Consider the following 16,951-nt stretch of genomic DNA (forward strand, 5'->3'; position numbering starts at 1 on the left):
CGCTCATGCGCCAACGGCACCTACGTTCGGTGGCGTGCCTGGACTTGGTGGCGGCGTCGTCTGGCGAGCGGTGCCGGGTGCCGGACGTCGCCCGGTGAACGCGGGCTTGGTTGCGGTACCCGTGCTGAGAACGCCACCAACGCTGCGTTCGGCGCGGTTGGGCGCTCGGCGCTCGGCGCTGCACGCCGCACGCGGCCGACGCCGTGCTGCCCGACGTCGTCCGGGGGGCGTTGAACGTAGGCCTAGTCGCACTCTGGGCCCTCATGCGCCGACGAGTCCTACGTTCGGCTGCCCGGCTGCCCGTCTGCCCCCCCGGCGCCCGGCGTGAACGCCCGCGCCCGGCGACCCGCGCCCCAGCGCGCCCGGCGTAAGAGCCGCGCCCCGGCGACCCGCCCACCCCCGGCGACCTGCCCGCCCCCGGCGACCTGCCCGCCCCCGGCGACGCGCCCCCCGTCCGAGACCGGCCTCCAACGATGCAGTTTGTTACGAATTCCTGACCCGAGGCTCTGGACAACGCTTCCCGTAGCGGTATTGTATCGATTCAGTCGGCCGTCGAGGATGCAGCCGGCCACCAGCAGCACACAGAGCAAGGAGGCTCACGTGGTCCGCACACGCACCACCACAAGGACGGCGGCCGTCCAGGTCACGGCCCTCGCAGCGGCTTCGGCCCTGGCCCTCTCGGCCTGCGCCGGCGGTACGACCGCCTCGGCCGAGGCAGCACCGGTAGCCACCGACCGGGACATCGAGCTCTCCCTCGTCTGGTGGGGGGACGACGACCGCGCGGCCCGGTACGAGGAGGCGGTGGCGCTCTTCGAGGAGCAGCACCCGAACATCGACGTCCAGACGCAGTTCCAGGCCTGGGACGACTACTGGACCGCGCGCAGCACCGAGGCGGCCGGTCAGACCCTGCCCGACGTCTTCCAGATGGACCTCGCCTACATCCACCAGTACGCGTCGAACAACCAGCTCCTGGACCTGTCGAACCAGCTCGGCGTGAACCTGAACACCGACGACTTCGACGAGACGGTGCTCGCCTCCGGGTCGGTCAACGACGGCCAGTACGGCATCCCGACCAGCACCAACACCCTCGGCATGATCCACCACGACGACCTCCTGGACGAGCTCGGCATCGAGCCGCCGAAGGAGGGCCTGACCTGGGACGAGTACGACGCGTGGATCCGCGAGGTCAGCGCCGCGGGCGCCGACCACGACCCGCAGATCTACGGCGGTACCGACTACACCGGCACGCTGTGGCTGTTCATCCAGTGGCTGGTCCAGCAGGGCAAGACGGCGTTCGCCGACGACGGTTCGCCGGCCTTCGAGAAGGCCGACCTCGTCGCGTGGGCCGAGCGCACCCAGCCGCTGCGTGACGACGGCGTCTTCTTCCCCGTCGAGCGGGCCAAGCAGGTCGAGCCGCTCACCGGCATGCAGGTGGGCCAGGCCGCTACCGAGATGACCTGGGACAACATGATGGCCGGCTACTCTGCCGGCGCGGGCAGCGAGAACCTCGACCTGCTCCCGGTCCCGACGGGCGCCGACGGCTCGGCGCAGTTCTGGAAGCCGTCGATGCTGCTCTCGTCGTCGTCGACGACGCAGGAGCCGGACGCCGCGGCGGCGCTCATCGACTTCCTCGTGAACGACCCCGAGGTGGGCAAGATCTTCGGCACCTCCAAGGGCGTGCCCGCCGTGGCCGCCCAGCGGGACGCCATGGAGGTCGAGGAGGGCTCGATCGACAGCAAGATCGTCGGCTACGAGGAGCACGTGGCCGAGCGCGTCACGGAGGACACCCCGCTGCCCGTCGAGGGCTATGGCGTGGTCGAGGCCGAGTTCAAGCGGCTGGGTGAGGAGCTGTCCTACGGCAACATCACGCCGGAGGAGTTCGCCGACCAGTGGTTCCAGAGCGCCGAATCGAACCTCGGCGGGTCCTGACCATGTCCGCGACCACCACCGAGCGCGGCCGGGCGGCCGGGCGCGGGAACGTGCGGGGGACGGCGACGTCGTCGTCCCCCGCACGGGGCGGCGGCAAGCCGCAGCGCGACCGGTCCGACGTGAAGGCCGGTTACGCGTTCCTGTCCCCGTGGCTCCTCGGCTTCGTGCTGCTGACGGCCGGCCCCATGCTGATGTCGCTGTACCTCGCGTTCACCGACTACAACCTCTTCCGGGCCCCGACGTTCGTCGGCGTCGACAACTTCACCGCCCTGTTCGCCGACCCGCGGTTCCTCAAGTCCGCCCAGGTGACGGCGGTCTACGTGCTCGTCGGCGTGCCGGTCAAGCTCGCGGCGGCCCTCGCCGTCGCCCTGCTGCTCAACGCGAAGCACCGCGGCCAGGGCGCCTACCGCTCGATGTTCTACGCGCCGTCGCTCATCGGGGCCAGCGTCTCCGTGGCGATCGTCTGGCGCGCCATGTTCATCGACGACGGCATCGCCGACCAGGTCCAGCAGTTCTTCGGCCTGCCGGCCGGCGGCTGGGTGGGCGACCCGAGCATGACCATGCCGATGATGATCCTGCTGGCCGTGTGGCAGTTCGGCGCCCCCATGGTGATCTTCCTGGCCGGGCTCAAGCAGATCCCGGCCGAGCTGCACGAGGCGGCCGCCGTCGACGGCGCCGGGCCGGTCCGCCGGTTCGTCTCCGTGACGCTGCCGATGCTCTCGCCCGTGCTGTTCTTCAACCTGCTGCTCGAGACGATCGGCGCGTTCCAGGTGTTCAGCTCCGCCTTCATCATCTCGGGCGGCACCGGCGGACCCGCGGACTCGACGCTCTTCTACACGTTCTACCTCTACCTCAAGGGCTTCACGGAGTTCCGGATGGGGTACGCCTCGGCCATGGCCTGGGTGCTCGTGCTCGTGGTCGGCATCATCACCGCCGTCCTGTTCCGCACCTCGCGTGCCTGGGTCCACTACACGGGAGACGTGCGATGACGACAGCGACCACGACCGCCCCGAGCGCCGTCCCGACGCGCACGCCGAGCACGACGGCGACCCGGCGCAAGCGCCTGCGGTCCGCCGTGTTCCACGTGCTCGTGATCGCCGTCGCCGTGGTGATCCTGTACCCCGGCGTGTGGATGGTGATGAGCTCGTTCAAGCCGAGCGGCGACATCGTCGGCAACGTGAACCTGTGGCCCGAGACGTGGACGGTGGAGAACTACACGTCGGCGCTGAGCGGCATCGGCGGCGTCTCGTTCTGGACGTTCGTGCTCAACTCGCTGATCCTCGCGGTCGGGTCGGTCGTGGGTATCGTCCTGTCGGCCACCGTGTCGGCCTACGCGTTCGCGCGGATCAGCTTTCCCGGGCGCGGGGTGTACTTCGCGGTGATGATCGGCACGATGCTCCTGCCGTTCCACGTGGTGATCATCCCGCAGTACATCCTGTTCAACTCCATGGGCCTGGTGAACACGTTCGTGCCGCTGCTGGCGCCCAAGTTCCTGGCCACGGAGGCGTTCTTCGTCTTTCTCATGGTGCAGTTCCTGCGGGGGCTGCCGCGGGAGCTCGACGAGGCGGCGCGGATCGACGGCTGCGGGCACTGGGGGATCTTCCGGCTCGTGCTGCTCCCGCTCATGCGGCCGGCGGTGATCACCAGCTCGATCTTCGCCTTCATCTGGTCGTGGAACGACTTCCTGGGCCCGCTGCTGTACCTCAAGCGGCCCGACACCTACCCGCTGCCCATCGCGCTGCGGCTCTACGTGGACCAGACGTCGGTCTCCGACTACGGCGCGCAGATGGCCATGGCCGTGCTCGCGCTCGTGCCGGTGCTGCTGTTCTTCGTGGTCTTCCAGCGGTACCTGGTGGACGGCGTCGCGACGCAGGGCCTCAAGGGCTGACCGCCGTGAGCGCACAGGAGCAGGCCGACGGGTCCGCCTCGCCGCCGGCCCGCGGACGCCGCCTCGCCGGTGAGGGGTGGTTCCCCCTGCTGGGGGAGACGCTGCTGACGGGGCTCCTCGTGCTCGTCGGCAGCCTGGCTGTGGTGACCGCCCCGGCGGCGCTCGCCGCCGGAGCCGCCCACCTGCGGCGGCACCTCGGCGGGTACGACACCTCGGTCCGCTCGTTCTGGCGAGGCTGGGTCGCGGCCGTGCGAGGGCTGTGGGTGCTGGGCGTGCTGGTGCTGGCGGTTGCGGTCGTGGTGGTCGTCAACTCCGGGCTGACGGCGTCCGGCGCGCTGCCGGGCGCGTCCGTCGTGCGCTGGGTGACGTGGGCGGCCGCAGCCTGCGCCGCGGTGGTCCTGGTCCGCACGACGGCGGCGTGGTCGGACGGCGGTGCGGGGTCGGACGCCGGTGTCAGATCGGGCGGCGGTGTCGGATCGGGCGTCGACGGGCGGTCGGACGGCGCCGCGGCGTCCGACGGCGGTATGAGGTCCGAGGGCGATGTCAGACCGGACGGCGATGCGCGGTCGGACGCCGGCGTCGTGCTGGGTGCCGGAGCCGGGAACGGTTCCGGGGCGGGCAGCGGCGTCTGGCGGCTGCTCGCCCGCGGGGCGGCCCGCTCCCGTGACGACCTGGTGGGTTCGGCACTGCTGCTTGCGGCGCTGGTGATGTGCGCGGTGCTCGTGTGGATGTTGACGCCGCTCGTCGTGGTGACGGGTGGCCTGCTCAGCCTGGCGGCGGTCGCCGTCGAGGCTCGGCGCGCGCTGCCGCGCCCGGTCGACTGAAAGTGCGCTTCTACCCCGCCATTCGGCCCGAAACCGAGCCGTTTTCGGGCGCAATGACGGGGTAGAAGCGCACATCTTCGTGAGATCGAGAATTCAGAGAGGAATTCGACCATGATCCCGAGAACCATCCGGACCGGAGCCGTGCTGGCCACGGCCCTCAGTCTCGGACTGAGCGGGGTGGGGGCCGTGGCGTTCGCGGCCACCGCCTCGACCGCCGTCCCCGCCTCGACCCTGACCCCGGCCCCGGCCCCGGCCGTACTACCGACCGCCACCGACGTGACCCGCACCGACGCGACCACCGCCCAGGGCGACCTGACCGCCCAGGCCGGGCGGCCGCCGTCGGGCACCGGAAAGCCGGGCATCAAGGTCACCGAGAAGCTGGGCCGCGGGCTCGTGGCCGCCGCGACCAGCGAGGGTGTGTTCCTGAGCTGGCGCCTGCTCGCGCCCGAGGTCACGGGCCACACCGACGCCGGCCTGAAGGGGCCGGGCTTCGCGGTGTACCGCGACGGGCGGCGGATCGCGACGGTGACGGGCGCGACCAACTATCTCGACGCCGCGGGCACGGCGGACGCCCGGTACCGCGTGGTGCCGCTGAGCGGCCCGAACAAGGGACGCGCGGCGTCGGCCGACGTGTGGGGCGACGGCCACCTGGACATCCCCCTGGACAAGCCGGCCGACGGCGTCACGCCCGCCGGCGAGGCCTACACGTACCGCGCGAACGACGCCTCCGTGGCGGACCTCGACGGCGACGGCGACTACGAGGTCGTCGTGAAGTGGGACCCGTCCAACTCCAAGGACGTGTCCCAGGTGGGCTACACGGGCAACGTCTACCTCGACGCCTACGAGCTGGACGGCACCCAGCTCTGGCGTATCGACCTGGGCGTGAACATCCGTGCGGGCGCGCACTACACGGAGTTCCCGGTCTACGACTACGACGGCGACGGCCGCGCCGAGCTCATGGTCAAGACCGCCCCCGGCACCCGGGTCACCACGTACCGCGACGGGCGGCCCGCCGGGCAGCGCTACGTGCCCATCGCCCAGGACGACCGCGCGGCCGGGGTGCGGGACACCGACGACTACCGGATGTCCGCCGGGGACTACTACGAGCACCTCGTGGACACGTTCCGCGGCTGGTCCGCGCGCCCGGAGGTCGTCTCCGGTCAGTGGCCGGCCACGCTGGAGGAGGCGTGGGGCATCGAGTCCCGCTGGACCTACCCGTTGTCCGACGCCGACGCCCGGGCCGCCGTCGACCACTTCATCGACGTCTACGCGCCGTCCCGCTCGACGCGCAACCAACTCCGGCTCTTCGAGGGCTTCGTGATCAGCGGCCCCGAGTACCTCACCGTGTTCGACGGACTGAGCGGGCGGCCCCTGGAGACCGTCGACTACGAGCCGGGGCGCACCGACGACGGGCTGCGCTGGGGCGACTACGCCATGGCGCGCATCGAGCCCGGCAACCGGGTGGACCGCTTCCTGTCGGGGGTCGCGTACCTGTCCGGGGGCAAGGCCAGCGCGATCTTCGCGCGCGGCTACTACACGCGCTCGACCGTCGCCGCCTACGACTGGAACGGCAGGCACCTGACCCGGCGCTGGCTCGCGGACTCGGGCTGGACGCCCATGTCCAACCCCTTCAACGACAGCCCGCACGGCGTGCCCGGCACCTCGCCCGAGTGGGGGAGCATGACCACCCAGGGTTTCCACTCGCTGTCGGCGGCGGACGTCGACGGCGACGGCCGGCAGGAGATCGTCTACGGCTCCGCGACGCTCGACGACGACGGCTCGCTCCTGTACTCGTCGTCCGACACCCTGCCGGACGGCTCCGCGAACCCCGGGGCCACCGCGGGCCTGGGCCACGGCGACGCCATGCACGTGACCGACATCGACCCGGAGCGTCCGGGGCTGGAGATCTGGACCGCGCACGAGGGTGCGACATGGGCGCCCTACGGCTCCGCGATGCGCTCGGCCGAGGACGGCGAGGTGCTGTTCGGGCAGTACTCCGGGCGGGACACCGGCCGCTCGATGATCGGCGACGTGCTGCCCGACGTGCCGGGCATCGAGGTGTGGGCGTCCATGCCGGACGGCACCCTCGGGTCGGGGACGCTGAGCGCCACGGGTGAGCAGGTGTCGACGTCGACCATGGGGACCAACCAGTCCGTGCGGTGGGCCGGCGACGGCACCACGCAGATCGTGGACGGCGCGGACCCCGCGGTGCCGACGATCAAGGACTGGTCGCGCGGCGTCGTCGCCACGCTGGACGGGACGCTGACCAACAACGGCACCAAGGGCAACCCGTCGCTCGTGGCCGACGTGCTCGGCGACTGGCGCGAGGAGGTGCTGGTGCGCACCACGGACTCGACCGCGCTGCGGCTGTTCACGACGACCGAGCCGAGCGACATCGCGCTCTACACGCTCATGCAGGACCCGCAGTACCGCGTCGAGGTGGCGCGGCAGCAGACGACGTACAACCAGCCGTCGTACCCGAGCTTCTACCTGGCCTCGGACACGGACTGGTCGACGGTCCCCATCCCGGGCAGGGACTGAGGGCAGGCGCATCTGACTTCGGTCGGTTGCGTTGAGATCGGTCCGTCGATGGACCGATCTCGACGCAACCGACCGATCTCGCATCCCTGCCGGTCCCACCCCAGGAGGGTCCCTCCCGGGGTGGAGGGGGTGTCCAGGATGTCCTTCCTGCGGGGGATCCGTCTTTCGCCCGCTCCCCAGCAGACTGACGGGGTGCCGAGACGAAGGAGCATCCCCATGAATGCACACCGCCGAGTCAGAGCAGCCCTGGGCGTGGTGGTCGCCGGAGCGCTGCCGCTCACCGGCGCGGGTCTGGCGACGACGGCGTCCGCGACCGCGGTGCCCGCGACGCTCGCGGTGACCGCAGAACCCGCCGCACCCGCGGTAGACGCCGCGGCCGCGGTCGACGACCCCCTGGCGCTGTCCCGCCAGGTCCGGGACGCGGCCGAGCTGGCCGCCTCCGCGCCGACCGCCCGTGCGCTGACCTCCGAGGCGGGCATCCGCCGCGAGCTCGACCAGGCCGTCGCCGGCCTGGTGGACGACGGCGCCGTCGCCGTCACCGCGCGGGTCGAGACGCCGGACCTGACCTGGGCGGGCGCGGACGGCGTCCGCGAGCTCGGGGGCCACGCGCGCGCCCGGGCCGACGACCCGTTCCGCGTGGCGAGCAACACCAAGCCCATGATCGCGACCCTGGTGATGCAGGAGATCGAGAAGGGCACCTGGACGCTGGACACGAGCGTCGAGGACGTGCTGCCCGGCGCACTGCCGCGGGACGTGACGATCGAGCAGCTGCTCAGCCACACCTCCGGCGCCCCGACGGCGTCGGAGTACCTGATCCTGGACAAGATGCAGGACCCGACGGACATCGACGAGTACTTCCAGGTGCTGGGCGAGCACTACTCGGACGGTGACCACGTCCGGGCCGCGCACACCGCGCCCTGGATGCTGGAGCCGGGCGCCGGCTTCTCCTACTCCAACGCCGGGTTCGTGACGCTCGGCATGATGCTGGAGAAGGTGAACCGGACCGGCCTCGACGAGCTCCTGGAGGAGCGTGTGTTCGAGCCCGCCGGGATGCGCCGCAGCGACTACCCCGAGGGACCGCAGAAGCGCGGGCCGCTCCTGCACGACGCCGCCTACACGGGCGCCGACGGCGCAGGCTGGTACTCGATCGACCACTTCGACCCGACGCTGTTCCGCGCCGCGGGCGCCGTGACCAGCACGACGAAGGACCTCGCGGCGTTCAACGAGGCCCTGGTCACCGGCGAGCTGGTCGCGCCGGAGACCGTGACCGACATGCTGACCCCGCGCAGCGCCGAGCTGATCGAGTACGGTCTGGGCACCTACCGCCTGCCCGACCCGTGCGTGCCCGGCGAGTACCTGTACGGGCACGACGGCGCGAGCTTCGGCACGCTGAGCGTCAACCTGACCTCGCTCGACGGCGAACGGCAGGTGTCCCTGGGCGTGACCGGCCGCAACGTCACGCTGGACCCGGAGGCGCTGTACGACCTCAACGAGCTGCTGGTCCCGATGTTCGAGGCGACCTGCTGAGCCCCACCCCGCCGAAGTAGAACCGCAGCGAGACAGAACCGCAGCACGCGCTGCGGTTCTGTCTCGCTGCGGTTCTACTTCGGCGGGGTGCGGGTGCTGGACGCCCGGACCACCAGCGTGGGCTGGAACATCACGTGCTCGACCGCGGCGTCGGGCCCGTCGAGCAGCAGGTCGGCGGCGCGGACCCCGATCTCGTGGGTCGGCTGCCGCACCGACGTCAGGGGCGTGGACAGCTCCGCGGCGAAGGCGACGTCGTCGTACCCCACCACCGCGACGTCGGCGGGGACGGCGATGTTCTCCGTCCGCAGCGTGCGCAGCACACCCAGCGCGACCAGGTCGTTGACGCAGAAGACGGCGGTCGGCCGGTCGCCCGACGCCAGCAGTCCGCGGATCGCGGCCTCCCCGCCCTCGGCGTTGAGGCTGGACACCGTGATCTCCACGAGCGCGGTCGCGGGGTCGAGCCCCGCCGCGACCAGCTCCTTGACCACGCCCTCGTGCCGGTCGGCGCACTGCCGGATCGTGTGCGGGCCGTTGAGGAACGCGATGCGGGTGTGCCCCTCGTCGAGCAGGTGCCGCGCGGCGAGCTCGCCGCCGCGCACGTCGTCGACGGCCACGGACGAGATGCTCGGGTCGGACGACGGGCGGTCCAGCAGCACCACGCCGGTACCGCGCCGACGCACCGCCAGGAGGTGCTCGATGTCGTCCGTGGCCGGCACCACCATGACGCCCTGCACGCCGTGCTCCTCGAACAGGCGCAGGTAGCGCTGCTCGCGGTCGGGCTTGTCGTCCGACGACGCGACCATGAGCGTGAAGTCGTCCTGGTCCAGGCGCTGCTCGATACCCCGCGCGACGTCGGTGAAGAACGGGTTGGCGATGTCCAGCACGATGGCGCCGACCGTGGTGATGGTGCCGGCGCGGAGCTGCCGGGCCGAGCCGTTGCGCACGAAGCTCAGCTCCTCGATCGCGGCCTCGACCCGCTCGCGCGTGCCCGGCAGCACTCGCTCGGGGCGGTTGAGCACGTTGGACACCGTGCCGACGGAGACGCCGGCGGCACGGGCGACGTCGGCGATGGATGCTCGGCGGTGAGCGGCCGGCTGGGTCATGAGCGCCTCCTTGCTTCGGGCTACATTATGAACCGATTCATGGCGGAGCGGGTCGCCCGGCGACGGGCTCAGGAACCGGAGGACCGGACATGTCGAGCAAGACGGCGGGCGCACGCGTCTGCTTCACGTCTCGGGTGCGGGCGGACCGCCTGGACGAGTACCGGGCCGCCCACGCCGCCGTCTGGCCGGAGATGCTCCGGGCCCTGCGCGACACGGGCTGGCGGGACTACCACCTGTTCCTGCGCGACGACGGCCTGCTGGTCGGCATCCTGGTGACCGACGACTACGCGGCGGCGCAGCGGGGGATGGCCGCGACCGAGGTCAACGCGCGCTGGCAGGCGGCGATGTCGGGCTTCTTCGTCGACGAGGGCAACCCGGACGACGGCTTCGTGCTGCTGGACGAGGTCTTCCACCTGGAGTCCCAGCTCGCGGCCCTCCCGGACGACGCCGCGTCCGGCGGCCTCTGACCCGTCGGACGGCCCTGCCGTCCTCCCCTTTGAGGCCCGGGTTTCTTCGCTTTGGACTGTTCCAAAGCGAAGAAACCCGGGCCTCAAAGGTGAGGAGTTGGGTGACGCCGAGCGAGACCCAGCTCACTAGTTGACGCCGCCCTCCGGCTCGTTGAGGGCCTCGATGTCGGTGATCGCGCTGCGCTGACCCACCAGCCGGTTGGTGATCCAGGTCAGGAGCCACAGCACCAGGCCGATCCCGAGGAGCCAGCCGGCGATCGTGTAGGTGAGCGGGTCGCGCCCGGTCCACGGGCCGACGAAGAACGCGCAGGCGAGCGCGCCGATGACCGGCAGCACCGTCGGCGCCACGAAGTGCCTGCGGTCGATCGGGTCGCGCCGCAGCACCAGCACGCAGACGTTGACGATGGCGAACACACCCAGGAGCAGCAGGGCCGTGGTGTCGCCGAGCGCGGCGACGACGTCGTTGTCCGGGTCCCGGCTGACGAAGTAGATCAGGCCGAGGGAGATCGCCGTGGTGACGAGGATGGCCACCCACGGCGTCTGCCGCCGCGCCCCCACGCGCCCCAGCACGCCGGGCAGCACGTTCTGCTTGGCCATGCCGTACAGCAGGCGGCTGGCCATGAGCATGTTGATGAGCGCCGAGTTGGCCACGGCGAACATCGAGATGAACGGCAGGATGTCGCCCGCCGGGATGCCCGGCGCGGCGGTCTCGACGACGGTCACGAGCGGTGTCTCGCTGTCCGCCAGCACGCCGACCGGGACGATCGCGACGGCGAACAGGGAGACGAGCACGTAGATGACGCCGGTGATGCCGATGCCGGTGATCATCATCTTGGGGAAGTTCCGGACCGGGTCGTGCGTCTCCTCGGCCATGTTCACGGAGTCCTCGAAGCCGACCATCGCGAAGAAGGCGAGGGCGGTCGCGGCCGTCACGGCGAAGAACGCGCCCTTGTCGTTCGGGTCCTCGAACACGATGGTCCGGGAGAAGTCGACCTCGCCGGCGAACGCGGCGTAGAAGCCGATGAGGATCACGAGCAGCAGGCCGGACAGCTCGACGAGCGTCAGGAAGATGTTCGCCTTGACGCTCTCGCCCACACCCCGCAGGTTCACGGCCGCGACCACACCCATGAAGACCAGCGCGACGGTGATGACGAGCGTCGAGTTCTCGGCGTCCAGCCCGAAGCCCACCGCGAGGTTCGAGGCGAACGCCCGGGACGCCGTGGACGCCGACGTGATGCCGGAGCACATGACGGTGTAGCAGACCATGAAGGTGAGCAGGTGCACCCCGAACGCCTTGTGCGTGTAGAGCGCCGCGCCGGCCGCCCGGGGGTACTTGGTCACCAGCTCCAGGTACGAGAAGGCGGTGATCAGCGCGATGGCGAAGGCGACGATGAAGGGCGCCCACGCCGCGCCACCCACCTGCGCGGCCACCTTGCCGGTGAGCGCGTAGATACCGGTGCCGAGGATGTCGCCCACGATGAAGAGCAGGAGGAGCTTGGGCCCCATGACCCGCTTGAGCTCGGTCGGTTCCTCGCCGAGGGCTGCGTGCTCCTCGGCCGTTGGCTGGCTCATTTTCCGTCGCCTCCGTTCTGCGGCGGCACGTCGTCGGGCCACCTCCGTACGCTGCGGGCAGTGTGCACCCCTGATCGGCCAAGGGTTCCGTAACGGGCACGACTCGGCAACGGACGCGCCGCAAGTTCTTGACGCTCTGACCTGGCAGGTCTATCTTCCGAAGTATCTGTTTGAACGATTCAAACGCCAGATAGCGGTCAAGGCAGACCGCCCGCACATCTCGACGGAGAGACATGCAGAACGCCGCACCGACGCTGCGCCTGGAGGGGGTCGCCAAGTCCTTCGGGCCCGTGGCAGCGCTCCGCTCGGGCACCCTGGTCGTGCAGCCCGGCAGCATCCACGCCCTGGTCGGCGAGAACGGCGCGGGCAAGTCCACGCTGGTCAAGATCGTGGGCGGCGTGTACCGCCGGGACGCGGGCGTGGTCGAGCTCGACGGTGCGCCCGTGGACTTCACCGGCCCCGCCGAGGCGAAGGCGGCCGGCGTCGCCGTCATCCACCAGGAGCCCGCGAGCTTCCCGGACCTCACGGTCACCGAGAACATCTACCTCGGCCGCGAGCCGCTGGGCCGGTTCCGCCGCATCGACCGGCGCGCCATGCGCGCGGGGGCGCGCGAGCTGTTCCGGGACCTCGGCGTGGACCTCGACCCGGACCGCCCCGCGGAGGGCCTGTCGATCGCGGACCAGCAGATCGTCGAGATCGCCAAGGCGATCTCCCTGGACGCCCGGCTCCTGGTCATGGACGAGCCGACGGCGGCGCTCAGCGCCGTCGAGGTGCGCCGCCTGTTCGCCGTCGCCCGCGGGCTGCGAGACGCCGGCCGCGCCGTCGTCTTCATCTCGCACCGCCTCGACGAGGTCGCCGACCTCTGCGACACCGTCACCGTGATGCGCGACGGCGAGCACGTCTCGACCGACCCGGTCGCCGACGTGACGGCCGACGAGCTGGTGCGGCGCATGGTCGGCCGCGCCGTCTCCGACCTCTACCCCAAGGTCCCGAGCACCCCCGGCGACGTCGTGCTCCGGGTCGAGGGGCTGCAGTCCACCGGAACCTTCCACGACGTGTCCTTCGAGGTCCGGGCGGGCGAGATCGTGGGTCTCGCGGGCCTGGTCGGCGCCGGGCGCAGCGAGATCGCCCGCGCCGTGTTCGGCGTCGACCGGTACGACGCCGGGCGCGTCACCGTGGGCGGGCGGGCGCTGCGTCCGGGCGACCCGACGGCGGCCATCGCTGCGGGCCTCGCCCTGGTGCCCGAGGACCGGCGGCTGGAGGGCCTGGTCACCGAGTCCTCCGTGGCCCGCAACGTCTCCGCGGTCTCCCGGCGCCGCCTGGCGCGGCTGGGCATCCTGCTGCCCGACGCCGAGGCGCGCCTCGCGCGCGACTGGTCGGGCCGGCTGGCGGTGAAGGCCGGCGCGCTCGACGCCGTGGCCACCACCATGAGCGGCGGCAACCAGCAGAAGGTGGTGCTGGCCAAGTGGCTGGCCACCGGGCCCAAGGTGCTCATCGTCGACGAGCCCACCCGCGGCATCGACGTCGGCACCAAGGCCGAGGTGCACCGGCTGCTGTCCACCCTGGCCGCCGAGGGCCTCGCGGTCCTGATGATCTCCTCCGAGCTGCCCGAGGTGCTGGGCATGGCCGACCGCGTGCTCGTGGTCCGCGAGGGGCGGATCGTCGCGACGCTGGACCGGGCGGACGCCACGCCGGAGACCGTGATGCGCGCCGCGACGCCGGGTGCGTCGTCCGAGCGGGGTGACGCCGCATGAGCGCCCTGCTGCGCCGGCGCGAGGCCGGCATCGCGCTGGCCCTCCTGATCGTGATCGGCGTGACCACCGCGATCCAGCCCGGCTTCCTGCTCAGCTCGGGCGGCTGGCGGGACCTGCTGCTCACCCCCGCGATCCTCGTGGTGCTCGCCGTGGGCCAGGCGGTGGTGGTCATCACGCGCAACGTCGACCTCTCCGTGGGGTCGATGCTCGGCCTCACCGCCTACCTGGCCGGCCGGCTGTTCATCGACGTGCCGGACCTGCCGATCGTCGTGGTGGCGCTGGTCGCGGTCGCGGCCGGGGCGGTGCTGGGCCTGGTCAACGGCTCGATCGTGGCGTTCGCCCGCGTGCCGGCCCTCGTGATCACGCTCGGCACGCTGTACGTCTACCGCGGCGTGGCCCTGACCTGGGCGGGCAGCGACCGGATCGACGCCGGCGACATGCCGCGCGCGTTCCTCGCCCTGGGCACGCGGCAGGTGCTGGGCATCCCGGTGCTGACCTGGGTCGCCGCCGTCGTGCTGGCCGTCGTCGGCTACTACATGTACACCGCGCGCGGTGGGCGGCAGCTCTACGCGATCGGGTCCGACCCCGACGCCGCCGAGCTGCAGGGCCTGCCCGTCCGGCGCCGGCTGCTCGGGGCGTTCGCCCTGAACGGGGCCCTCGCCGGGCTGGCCGGCGTGATGTTCGCCGCGCGGTACGGCACCGTGTCGTCCGGCGCGGGCGTGGGCCTGGAGCTGCAGGTCGTGGGCGCCGTCGTGGTGGGCGGCGTCGCCATCTTCGGCGGCAGCGGCACCGTCGTCGGCGCGGCACTCGGCGCCATGCTGCTGCTCACGATCAACCGGGCCCTGCCCGTCGTCGGCATCCCCGACTTCTGGCAGCGCGCCGTGGTGGGCGCGCTCATCATCGGCGCCATCGCGCTGGACCGGCTGCTGGCCCGGCGGCGGTCGCACCGACTCGCGGCCGCACGAGATACCGACCAACCCGGCGACGCCGGCCCGGCCGACCGCGAGGAGGCGAACCGATGAGGACCCACACCCGCCCGTGGTGGCAGCGCGCGCTGCTCACCCGCGAGATGCTGACGATCCTGATCCTGGTCGCGGCCTGGGTGATCGCCTCCGCGACCGTGCAGGGCTTCGACGGCCCGCTCACCATCACCTACCTCGTGCTCGACGTCGCCCCCGTGCTGCTCATCGCCCTGCCCATGACGCTGATCATCGGCACGGGCGAGATCGACCTGTCGGTCGCGTCCGTCGTGGGCCTGTCCAGCGTGACCTTCGGGCTGCTGCACCAGGCCGGGTTCGGCCTGGCGGTCGCCCTGCCCGTCTCGGTGCTGCTCGGCGCGGTGTGCGGCGCGCTCAACGGGGCGCTGGTCGCGTACGGCGGACTGCCGTCCCTGGCCGTCACCATCGGCTCGCTCGCCCTCTACCGCGGGCTCGCCGTGGGCCTCCTGGGCACCACGGCCGTCACCGACTTCCCCGAGTCCTGGACCGACGGCGCCACCGAGAACCTCGGGGAGTCGCCCTGGCCGGTGGTCACCCTCGGCCTGATCCTGATGATCGCCGTCTTCGCGGTGCTGCTGCACGCCACGCCGTTCGGCCGGAACGTGCTGGACATCGGCCGCAGCAGCGAGGCCGCCCGGTTCTCCGGCGTCGACGTCAGGCGGACCCTCCTGATCCTGTTCGTGCTGTCCGGGGCGGTCTCGGCGCTCGCGGGCGTCTACTACACGCTCCGCTACGGCAGCGCCCGCGGCGACAACGCGACCGGCCTGGAGCTGCAGGTCGTCGCGGCGGTGCTGCTGGGCGGGGTGTCGATCTTCGGCGGACGTGGCGCGATCCACGGCGTGGTCGCGGGCGTGCTGCTCATCGGCGTGCTCAGCAGTGCCCTCCGGCTGGAGGGGGTCACCGTCAACGTCATCAACATCGTGATCGGCACGGCGCTCGTCGTGTCGGTGGTCGCGCCGCGCATCGCGGGCGGCCTCAGGGTCCGACGGCGTCCGGCGGTCGGGCAAGGAAGCTAGGGAGACGAACGATGAGGTTCACATCGGTGCTCGCGGCCGGCACGGCCGCTGTGCTGGCGGTCGGGCTGGCCGCCTGTGGTTCCGGGGGCGACGAGGGCGGTGACGGCGCCAGCGGCGACGGCGGGGGCGACGTCACGATCACCATGCTGCCCAAGAATCTCGGCAACCCGTACTTCGAGGCGTCCACCGCCGGCGCCGAGGAGGCGGCCGGCGAGCTGGGGGCCACCGTCGACGAGGTCGGGCCGGACACGGCGTCGCCCGACTCGCAGGTGCCGTTCATCAACACCGCCGCCCAGCAGGGCGTGAGCGCGCTGGTGATCTCGGCCAACGACCCGACGGCGATCGGCGACGCGCTCGACGAGGCGCGCTCGGCGGGTACCAAGGTGGTCACGTTCGACTCCGACACCGAGCCGCAGTACCGCGACCTGTTCGTCAACCAGGCCTCGGCCGAGGGCATCGCGGACAAGCAGCTCGAGCTGATCTCCGACCAGATCGGCGGCAAGGGCGAGATCGCGATCCTCTCGGCGTCGGCCAACGCGACCAACCAGAACGCGTGGATCGCGATCATGGAGGAGAAGCTGGCCTCCGACTACCCGGACATCGAGCTCGTCGAGACCGCCTACGGCGACGACGACGACCAGACGTCGTTCGACAAGACGGCGGCGCTGCTCCAGTCGCACCCGGACCTCAAGGGGATCGTGTCGCCCACCACCGTGGGCATCGCCGCGGCGGCGCGCTACGTGTCGACGTCCGAGTACAAGGGCAAGGTCGCGGTCACCGGCCTCGGCACGCCCAACCAGATGCGCGAGTACGTGGACGACGGCACCGTCGAGGCGTTCGCGCTGTGGAACCCGACCGACCTGGGCTACCTGGCGACGGAGGCCGCCGCGGCCCTGGTGGCGGGCGACATCACGGGCGAGGAGGGTGACACCTTCGAGGCCGGCCGGCTCGGCGAGTACACCGTGGGGGCCGACGGCGAGGTGCTGCTCGGCGAGCCCTTCGTGTTCGACAAGAGCAACATCGACGACTTCGACTTCTGACCCTTGCCGGGGTCCGGCCGGGCTCCCCTTTGAGGCCGGGGTTACTCCTCTTTGCGACCATTCAAAGCGGAGCAACCCCGGCCTCAAAGGTGAGTCCGAGTTGCCCACGGCAACTACCACGCCTGCCCGTGATCACCGGGTGATCCAGGCCGTGTCCAGGGAAAGATCACCCGCTCCACAGGGGTGAAAACCTAGGCCGTCGTGCCTGGTCACCACTAACGTCGCCCTGTTCTTCGCGTCAGCCGCGTCCCGCGCGGCCGACGCGTTTCGATGCGAGGAGGACACAGTGGTT

The 16,951-nt window shown here is 71.5% G+C and carries 13 protein-coding genes; 11 read left to right on the plus strand and 2 right to left on the minus strand.

From position 1 onward, the window contains the following. The first annotated feature begins 600 nt into the window (after positions 1-600). From ACH45N_RS03495 to ACH45N_RS03520, 6 genes are all read left to right on the plus strand, one after another. Positions 601-1,929 (plus strand): ABC transporter substrate-binding protein, encoded by a 1,329-nt coding sequence (locus ACH45N_RS03495; RefSeq protein WP_397391195.1) that lies wholly within the window; start codon positions 601-603, stop codon positions 1,927-1,929. Between the two features lie 2 nt (positions 1,930-1,931). Beyond that, positions 1,932-2,918: a carbohydrate ABC transporter permease gene (locus ACH45N_RS03500; protein ID WP_397391197.1), complete on the plus strand. Its 987-nt coding sequence runs from the start codon at positions 1,932-1,934 to the stop codon at positions 2,916-2,918. Beyond that, a complete protein-coding gene (locus tag ACH45N_RS03505) occupies positions 2,915-3,817 on the plus strand; it encodes a carbohydrate ABC transporter permease (RefSeq protein ID WP_397391199.1) in 903 nt (300 codons plus the stop codon). Before ACH45N_RS03500 ends, ACH45N_RS03505 begins: the two co-directional genes overlap by 4 nt. A 5-nt stretch (positions 3,818-3,822) precedes the next feature. Then, complete coding sequence (locus ACH45N_RS03510) at positions 3,823-4,641, plus strand: hypothetical protein (RefSeq protein WP_397391201.1); 819 nt, start codon at positions 3,823-3,825, stop codon at positions 4,639-4,641. A gap of 111 nt (positions 4,642-4,752) precedes the next feature. Beyond that, positions 4,753-7,182 (plus strand): rhamnogalacturonan lyase, encoded by a 2,430-nt coding sequence (locus ACH45N_RS03515; RefSeq protein WP_397391203.1) that lies wholly within the window; start codon positions 4,753-4,755, stop codon positions 7,180-7,182. A 216-nt stretch (positions 7,183-7,398) separates the two neighbouring features. Beyond that, entirely contained in the window at positions 7,399-8,709 is a 1,311-nt protein-coding gene (locus ACH45N_RS03520) for a serine hydrolase domain-containing protein (protein ID WP_397391205.1), read from the plus strand. A 74-nt stretch (positions 8,710-8,783) separates the two neighbouring features. On the opposite strand, the gene ACH45N_RS03525 is transcribed toward ACH45N_RS03520, so the two are convergent. Further along, a complete protein-coding gene (locus ACH45N_RS03525; protein WP_397391207.1) occupies positions 8,784-9,812 on the minus strand; it encodes a LacI family DNA-binding transcriptional regulator in 1,029 nt (342 codons plus the stop codon). 89 nt (positions 9,813-9,901) lie between these two features. On the opposite strand from ACH45N_RS03525, the gene ACH45N_RS03530 reads away from it, so the two are divergent. Next, positions 9,902-10,279: an L-rhamnose mutarotase gene (locus ACH45N_RS03530; RefSeq protein ID WP_397391209.1), complete on the plus strand. Its 378-nt coding sequence runs from the start codon at positions 9,902-9,904 to the stop codon at positions 10,277-10,279. A gap of 126 nt (positions 10,280-10,405) precedes the next feature. Here the strand turns inward: ACH45N_RS03530 and ACH45N_RS03535 are convergent, their stop codons facing one another. Then, a complete protein-coding gene (locus ACH45N_RS03535; protein WP_397391211.1) occupies positions 10,406-11,851 on the minus strand; it encodes an APC family permease in 1,446 nt (481 codons plus the stop codon). 233 nt (positions 11,852-12,084) lie between these two features. On the opposite strand from ACH45N_RS03535, the gene ACH45N_RS03540 reads away from it, so the two are divergent. Genes ACH45N_RS03540 through rhaS form a run of 4 tightly spaced genes read left to right on the plus strand, consistent with a single transcriptional unit; the run spans position 12,085 to position 16,659 of the window. After that, positions 12,085-13,605 carry a sugar ABC transporter ATP-binding protein gene (locus tag ACH45N_RS03540; protein WP_397391213.1) on the plus strand — a complete coding sequence of 507 codons (1,521 nt, stop codon included), beginning with the start codon at positions 12,085-12,087 and terminating at the stop codon, positions 13,603-13,605. Beyond that, positions 13,602-14,627 carry an ABC transporter permease gene (locus ACH45N_RS03545; protein WP_397391215.1) on the plus strand — a complete coding sequence of 342 codons (1,026 nt, stop codon included), beginning with the start codon at positions 13,602-13,604 and terminating at the stop codon, positions 14,625-14,627. Before ACH45N_RS03540 ends, ACH45N_RS03545 begins: the two co-directional genes overlap by 4 nt. Beyond that, positions 14,624-15,619 carry an ABC transporter permease gene (locus ACH45N_RS03550; protein WP_397391217.1) on the plus strand — a complete coding sequence of 332 codons (996 nt, stop codon included), beginning with the start codon at positions 14,624-14,626 and terminating at the stop codon, positions 15,617-15,619. The genes ACH45N_RS03545 and ACH45N_RS03550 overlap by 4 nt, the downstream gene beginning before the upstream one ends. 11 nt (positions 15,620-15,630) lie before the next feature. Further along, positions 15,631-16,659 carry a rhamnose ABC transporter substrate-binding protein gene (gene rhaS, locus ACH45N_RS03555; RefSeq protein ID WP_397391219.1) on the plus strand — a complete coding sequence of 343 codons (1,029 nt, stop codon included), beginning with the start codon at positions 15,631-15,633 and terminating at the stop codon, positions 16,657-16,659. Positions 16,660-16,951: the final 292 nt, after the last annotated feature.

It is taken from the genome of Promicromonospora sp. NPDC019610 (assembly GCF_044389365.1).
Taxonomy (GTDB): domain Bacteria; phylum Actinomycetota; class Actinomycetes; order Actinomycetales; family Cellulomonadaceae; genus Promicromonospora.

Excerpts from the sequence above, each read along its gene's own strand:
- ACH45N_RS03500 (WP_397391197.1), top strand. The coding sequence starts at position 1,932 with ATGTCCGCGACCACCACCGAGCGCGGCCGGGCGGCCGGGCGCGGGAAC.
- ACH45N_RS03505 (WP_397391199.1), top strand. The coding sequence starts at position 2,915 with ATGACGACAGCGACCACGACCGCCCCGAGCGCCGTCCCGACGCGCACG.
- ACH45N_RS03515 (WP_397391203.1), top strand. The coding sequence starts at position 4,753 with ATGATCCCGAGAACCATCCGGACCGGAGCCGTGCTGGCCACGGCCCTC.
- ACH45N_RS03520 (WP_397391205.1), top strand. The coding sequence starts at position 7,399 with ATGAATGCACACCGCCGAGTCAGAGCAGCCCTGGGCGTGGTGGTCGCC.
- ACH45N_RS03525 (WP_397391207.1), bottom strand. The coding sequence starts at position 9,812 with ATGACCCAGCCGGCCGCTCACCGCCGAGCATCCATCGCCGACGTCGCC.
- ACH45N_RS03530 (WP_397391209.1), top strand. The coding sequence starts at position 9,902 with ATGTCGAGCAAGACGGCGGGCGCACGCGTCTGCTTCACGTCTCGGGTG.
- ACH45N_RS03535 (WP_397391211.1), bottom strand. The coding sequence starts at position 11,851 with ATGAGCCAGCCAACGGCCGAGGAGCACGCAGCCCTCGGCGAGGAACCG.
- ACH45N_RS03540 (WP_397391213.1), top strand. The coding sequence starts at position 12,085 with ATGCAGAACGCCGCACCGACGCTGCGCCTGGAGGGGGTCGCCAAGTCC.
- ACH45N_RS03545 (WP_397391215.1), top strand. The coding sequence starts at position 13,602 with ATGAGCGCCCTGCTGCGCCGGCGCGAGGCCGGCATCGCGCTGGCCCTC.
- ACH45N_RS03550 (WP_397391217.1), top strand. The coding sequence starts at position 14,624 with ATGAGGACCCACACCCGCCCGTGGTGGCAGCGCGCGCTGCTCACCCGC.
- rhaS (WP_397391219.1), top strand. The coding sequence starts at position 15,631 with ATGAGGTTCACATCGGTGCTCGCGGCCGGCACGGCCGCTGTGCTGGCG.